The sequence below is a fragment of the Sandarakinorhabdus oryzae genome, from assembly GCF_009733735.1.
In the GTDB taxonomy this organism is placed as follows: Bacteria; Pseudomonadota; Alphaproteobacteria; order Sphingomonadales; family Sphingomonadaceae; genus Sandarakinorhabdus; species Sandarakinorhabdus oryzae.
In genome coordinates this window covers 1-4,269 of sequence record NZ_WNJP01000209.1, presented here as the reverse complement: position 1 = coordinate 4,269, position 4,269 = coordinate 1, and the positions used below count along the sequence as shown (strand labels likewise).

Sequence of the window (4,269 nt, the reverse complement as noted above, 5' to 3'; positions counted from 1 at the left end):
CCGGCGGCGGCACCAGCAGCCGGGGCGGCAGCCGCAGCAGCAGCACCGGCAGCACGCAGGCCGCCACCAGCCCGGCCACCAGCCACAGCCGGCCATCAAGCGCCACCAGCCCCGGCCAGGTGACCAGCGAGCCCGACAGCGCGCCCAACCCCGGCGCAAAGGCCAGCAGCCCACCGAGCAGGCCCTTCTGGTGATCGGGCACGTGATCGCCGGCCAGCGCCGCCAGCGGCGCCATCATCATGTTGAGCGCCAGTTGCCAGGCGATGATCAGCGCCAGCAGCGCGGCAAGGCTGGTCGCCAGCACGACACTGGAGAGCAGCAGGCACGACAGCAGCAGCCCGGCCGCGATCCACGGCCGCCGCGTGCCGGTGACATCACTGAGCCAGCCGAACAGCAGGTGGCCGCTGCTTGCCGCCAGCGCGCCGCCAAAGCTCAGATAGGCCAGCCAGTCGATGCGTGCGCCGGCGCCGGCCAGCGCCTCGACCCGCACCGGCAGCAGGATGGTGAGGAACGGCACATAGGCGATCGAGGCGCCGGCCCAGGCCAGCGCATAGAGCAGCAGGAAACCCGGGGTGACGCGGGGCTCGGCCCAACCAGTGCCCGCCCCGTCAGCCAAGCCGGGCGACCGAGGCGCGCGCCACCAGGGTTGAAGGCACAATCGTCAGCGTGGGCGGCGGCGGCTCGCCCTTCTGGTGGGCGATGATCAGCTCCACCGCCTTCGACGCGGTGGCGGCAATCGACTGGTCGATCGCGGTGAGCGGCGGCTGCGCAAACTGCACGATCGGCGTGTTGTCGAAACTGATCAGCGACAGATCGTCGGGCACGCGCAGCCCCAACCGGCCGGCCACCGCCAGTGTCGCCATCGCCATCTGGTCGTTGCTGGCGATGATCGCGGTGGGCCGTTGTGGACGGTCGAGCAGGCGCAGCGCCGCCGCCTCGCCGGAGGCAAAGGAAAAATCGCCGGCGTCGAGCAGGCCTTCGCACGACAGGCCAGCATCAGCCATGGCCGCGCGCCAGCCATCCACGCGCCAGCCGCTCAGTTCATATTCGCTGGAACCGGCGATGAAGCCGATGCGGGCATGGCCATGGGCAATCAGATGCTCGGTTGCCGTGCGCGCCGCACCTTCGTCGCCCATCGACACCGGGATGCCGACATCCTGCCGCTTCGAACCGATACGCACGAACGGCATGTCCTGTTCGGCCAGGAAGGCGACGATCTGCGGGTTGTCGCTGTGCGGCGGGGTCAGGATCAGGCCATCGGGCTGCAAGGCGGCGATGGCGGCGGCCAGTTCGCGTTCGACATGGTCGCTGTGGGTATCGACCAGTTCGAACAGCATGCGATAGCCATGCTCGGCACATTTCAGCATGCCGCCCAGCAGCATCTGGTCAACCCAGTCGGTGCCTTGCCGTGCCTGCCAGTCGGCAATTGTGCGATCACGGTCGTTGATGGCGAGGATGAGATAGGAGCGCGAGCCGCTCATGCGCTGGGCGGCAATCGACGGCACATAGCCCAGCCGGTCGATGGCCGCCTGCACGCGCTCCTTGGTTTCGGGGCGCACATTGGGTTCGGCGTTGATGACCCGGCTGACCGTCTGCAACGACACGTCGGCTTCGGCAGCGACGTGCCGGATGGTCACGGCCTGACGGCGTCTCGGCATGCTTCACCTGCCCCCGTTCCGGCCCGGCGACGGCGCGGCCCGATCGATGCGCCCTTGGCGCGGGACACCGGCCATGTCCACCCCGTGCCGGCCCCAATTTTTTTGGAACCCGCGTTTCATGCGGCTTTGTGTGCTTGTGCCGCCGCGTCGCTGGCCCCGCAGTAGCGCGCGACATAGACATGATGCTCGGGCAGACCGGCCACGGTCTTGGCCACGCTGTCACGCAGGCCGCCCAGGAAGGCCTGCAATTCGGCCGGGCGCAGCTTGCCCGCCACCGGGTGATAGGTTTGCGGCATCAGTCCCTGGCCCATCATCACCTGCACCCAGCTGTTTTCGACGAACAGCTCCTCGTTCTTGCGGAAGACGCGGCCGGTTTCACGGAACAGCTCGATCTTCTGGGTCAGGCTGTCGGGGATCGCCATGGCGGCGACGTGGCGCCAGAACGGGCTGTCACGGCGCTCGGTCACCTTGTAGTGCAGGATCAGGAAGTCGCGGATCTGCTCCATGTCGGTGAGCATCTGCTCGTTGAACTCGGCCACGTCGCGCGCGCTCACCTGGCCGGGGCCAGCCGGCAGCATGCGGGCGATGCGCAGCACGGCGCGCTGGATCAGGTGGATGGAGGTGGATTCGAGCGGCTCCATGAACCCACCCGACAGGCCGACCGCGACACAATTGCGGTGCCACTGCTTGCGGCGCACGCCGGTGGTGTAGCGGATGATGTTGGGCTTCACGAGCTTTTCGCCCTCGATGGTGGCGAACAGGCGTTCCTGCGCGGCGTCCTGGCTCAGATAGCGGCTGCAGTAGACGATACCATTGCCCTGGCGGTGCTGCAGCGGGATGCGCCACTGCCAGCCGGCATCATGGGCGATGGCGCGGGTGTAGGGCACGGCCGGCCGCACACTCGCCGTCTGGATGGCAATGGCGCTGTCGCAGGGCAGCCAGTGCGTCCAGTCGTTGAAGCCGGTGTGGAGCGCGCCCTCGATCAACAGGGCGCGGAAACCCGTGCAGTCGATAAACAGGTCGCCCTCGATACGGCGCTCGCCATCGAGGCACAGCGCAGCGATGTCACCGGTCTCGCCATTCAGTTCGACCTGGTTGATGCGGCCTTCGATGCGGGTCGTGCCGGCGGCTTCGGCGCGCTGCCGCAGGAAGGCGGCATAGAGCGCGCTGTCGAGCTGATAGGCATAGTTGAGCTGGTCACCGGGCAAATGGGCGAACCTGGACTGCAGCGCCGCCTGCAGTTCCAGCGCATAGGCGTCATAGGGCGCATCATGGCCCTGGGTCAGCCCGTGCATCCAGAAATGCTGGAAACCGGCCGACCAGTGATCCTTGCCGGTGGTGCCAAAGCTGTGGAAATAGCGCTCGCCCACGTCCTTCCAGTTCTCGAACATGATCCCCAGCTTGAACGTGGCCTGGGTGGCGCGCATGAAATCGGCTTCGTTGATGCCGAGCAGGCGATTGAACAGCACGATCGGCGGGATCGTGCTTTCGCCAACGCCGATCGTGCCGATGGCATCGGATTCCACCAGCGTCAGATCGATCACCGGCCCCAGCGCGTGCGACAGGGCCGCTGCTGTCATCCAGCCGGCGGTGCCGCCACCGGCCACCACCACGCGCAATTTCGCTTGGGTCATCGCGACAATCCTCTCAGCAGTCGGGCCTTGATCTGGCCGGCGGTGGCGGCGGTGAGCGGCGCCAATATCCCGCGGCCTTCTTGCGGCAGATGGGCGGTCACCGCATCGGTGGCCGCAAACACGTGATGATCGAACTGGGCGCGCCAGTGTTCGCGCTGTTCGGGCGGCAGGTCGCGCACTGCCAATATGGCGTGCAGCAGCGCGTCTTCCGGATTGCCCAGCCAGCGCGGCACGTCGCGCCACCAGAAATTGACCAGGATGTTGAACGCAGCCAGCCCCTCGACGTGGTGCCACCACAGCGAGGGCACGAAGATGGCGTCACCTGGTTCCAGCTCGGCCACCTGGGCGTGGGTCATGGCCTCGGCAAAGCGCGGGTGGCGCGCCAGATCGGGATTGCGAACATCGACCATGCTCACCGGCCGGCCCGCCGGCGTGTTCTCCAGCGGGCCGAGATAGAGATTGGCGAACTGGTCGGGCGGAAACAGCGTGAAGCGGCGGCGGCCGACGGCGCAGACGGCGACATTGTCGGGCACGTCATTGTGGGCAGCAATGCAGCTCTTCGTGCCGATCCAGATGCTGGCAATCGGCGTGCGCGCGCCCAGCGGCAGACTTGTGACCTCGGCCAGCCCGTCGAAATAATCGGCCATGTCGATGGAGGACAGATAGATGGTCGGCGCGTCGGGCGCCTGCGCGGCATCGGCAATGGCATCGAGCAGGCCCGGCAACGGCCCGGACGCCATGCGGAAATTCATGCCCATCGCATCATCATAGAACAGCCGGTCACCGCCCCCAGGCTGGCCGATGTTGACCGGGAAATTGCGCGGGCGGGCCTTTGCCGCCAGGAAAGCGCGCGCCGCATCGTCACCCTGGGCGCCGGCCTGCACCAGCGGCCAGCCGCGCGCCAGGCCGCGCACCACGAACGGTGAAGGGGAAAAGGGGAAGAGAGAAGAAAGGGAGGAAAGAGGAAAAGGAGAAGA

General features: G+C 67.3%; 3 protein-coding genes and 1 pseudogene. All 4 read right to left on the bottom strand.

All coding sequences use genetic code 11. The annotated features are described in order from the left end of the window. Positions 1-616, bottom strand: a pseudogene (locus tag GJ693_RS14265) (MFS transporter); the annotation flags it as partial. Then, positions 609-1,658 (bottom strand): LacI family DNA-binding transcriptional regulator, encoded by a 1,050-nt coding sequence (locus GJ693_RS14260; RefSeq protein ID WP_156256938.1) that lies wholly within the window; start codon positions 1,656-1,658, stop codon positions 609-611. The gene GJ693_RS14260 and the pseudogene GJ693_RS14265, both read right to left, overlap by 8 nt. A 116-nt stretch (positions 1,659-1,774) precedes the next feature. After that, positions 1,775-3,292, bottom strand: coding sequence for a tryptophan halogenase family protein (locus GJ693_RS14255; RefSeq protein WP_156256937.1), 1,518 nt, complete (start codon positions 3,290-3,292; stop codon positions 1,775-1,777). Then, positions 3,289-4,269: cupin-like domain-containing protein (locus GJ693_RS14250; RefSeq protein WP_268893165.1), on the bottom strand; the 981-nt coding region annotated here is incomplete at its 5' end. The genes GJ693_RS14250 and GJ693_RS14255, both read right to left, overlap by 4 nt.

Excerpts from the sequence above, each read along its gene's own strand:
- GJ693_RS14260 (WP_156256938.1), bottom strand. The coding sequence starts at position 1,658 with ATGCCGAGACGCCGTCAGGCCGTGACCATCCGGCACGTCGCTGCCGAA.
- GJ693_RS14255 (WP_156256937.1), bottom strand. The coding sequence starts at position 3,292 with ATGACCCAAGCGAAATTGCGCGTGGTGGTGGCCGGTGGCGGCACCGCC.